Source organism: Bacillus sp. ok061, from assembly GCF_900108285.1.
GTDB lineage: Bacteria > Bacillota > Bacilli > Bacillales > Bacillaceae_G > Bacillus_A > Bacillus_A thuringiensis_S.
This window is the reverse complement of sequence record NZ_FNUW01000083.1, coordinates 1-1,702: the sequence shown is the minus strand read 5'-3', so window position 1 is coordinate 1,702 and position 1,702 is coordinate 1. Positions and strand designations below refer to the sequence as shown.

Below are 1,702 nucleotides of genomic sequence, written 5' to 3'. Positions count from 1 at the left end.
TTATACTTTAACAACTTATGAGTAAACAGACACACGGGTGTAAGGAAAAAACCTATGAAAATTACATAATAGGTTTTAAGAGCAAGCCTCTATTTTAAATTCCATACCAAAAAGAGCACCATATATAAGTGCTCTTCTGACCAAGACTTATTGTAAACCTATGACTTGTGAGTGTTCTCGAAATTAAGATATAATTCAAAAATTATTTAGTGCAGGGGATATTAAAAAAGAACGCTTCGGAAAGCGCCCTTCTGTAACGACTATCCACTCTAAAAAGAAATGATGCAATATATCATATGAAATTATGTGAATTTAGTTGTGTGTATTTTGTATAAAAATTTCATTTTGTAGAAAAAAGGAAGCTCAAACAGAGCACTATATATAAGTGCTTTGTTTGAGAGTGAGTATAAATTCCTATCATTCTATACTAGTATATGCTCTGCATTATGTAATTGTTATTAAAATGGGCGTAAGATTTATTAAAAGCTACTGCTTTGGGGGTTATATAAATTTAGCTTCGAAGTAACTGAAATGGAATTCTAATATTTTGTGGTGTTGATATAGATAGGTTAAGATGAGGTTGTTCTACTGTATATGTTTTATTATTTTTACACCCTGCCAAATGGTGTTTTTTTAATTCTATTAAAAATAGTAACAGCTCGTCCAAACCTTTCTAATCTACCTTACATAGTATATGTAGTAATAAATTTAAAGGAGGAATCTAGTATGTCTTATTACTACAATGATTATTGTAAGGATTACAAAAAGAAATATCATGATTGTCATAAAAGCAGTAAGAGTTATGACAAATGTGATAAAAAACATGAGGAAAAGCCTTGGTTTAATGTAAAAGTGAATTGTTGTTCTGATGATAACGGATACAATCTTGTAAGAGCATCTGCTTTTAGAGCTGTGAGCACAGTTAATCAGAATGTACCAGCAAATACATTTGTTAAAGTTTTATTCCAAAATGAACAATTTGATTTAGCAAATGAATATAACCCTGCAACATCCATTTTTATACCAAAGGCAAGAGGTGTTTACTCTGTTATTGGAACAATTGCGTTCATTCCCAATAATCTAAACGCAAACTATAGAGCGCGGGTAGAAATTCGAGTTAATGGAAATCCGGCAATTGCAATAGATAATGATTTTTTTGGTCCAATAAACTTTGCCAATGTTGTAGCTGTTTCATCAATAATTCAATTGAATGCAGGGGATGTAGTTGAGGTTTTTGCACAAAGTAGCGTAGCTGGAGTTATTTCTACTGTAGAAAATAGTACGCATTTTGAAGCTGCAAGATTTCCTTCTCCAACAGAATAAGTGATATGAAATCTCTTCAGTAATTTTATCTAAGTAAATTCCCTAATTTAAATAAGGCCTGCATAAATGCAGGCCTTATTTTTTTCGATAAAAAAGGGGATGTTTTCGGGGATTTCTCAAGACAGAATCAATTATACTCTATACCTATACAGTTCTTTGAAAAAAGAATAGTGTGGGGATAGTGTAGCCCCTTTATCAAAACGTTACCGGAGAACGGGCAGTGGCGGTAAGAATCCGTAAAAAGACAAAAAGACCAATTGGATTTATATATTCAGCCACGGTGCATTGAAGTGCACCCCAATTGTTAGACACAGCCTAACAATTGGAGGTGCATTTTTTATGGCTAAATTTTCTTCAAAAGAAAAAATCCAAGCGGTGA

General features: G+C 32.5%; 1 protein-coding gene. It reads left to right on the top strand.

All coding sequences use genetic code 11. The features are described from left to right. Positions 1-726: 726 nt before the first annotated feature. Positions 727-1,323, top strand: coding sequence for an ABC transporter permease (locus tag C4S65_RS33900; RefSeq protein WP_061665806.1), 597 nt, complete (start codon positions 727-729; stop codon positions 1,321-1,323). Positions 1,324-1,702 lie beyond the last annotated feature (379 nt).

Bases quoted from the DNA above. Each gene is read 5' to 3' on its own strand.
- C4S65_RS33900 (WP_061665806.1), top strand. From the start codon at position 727: ATGTCTTATTACTACAATGATTATTGTAAGGATTACAAAAAGAAATAT.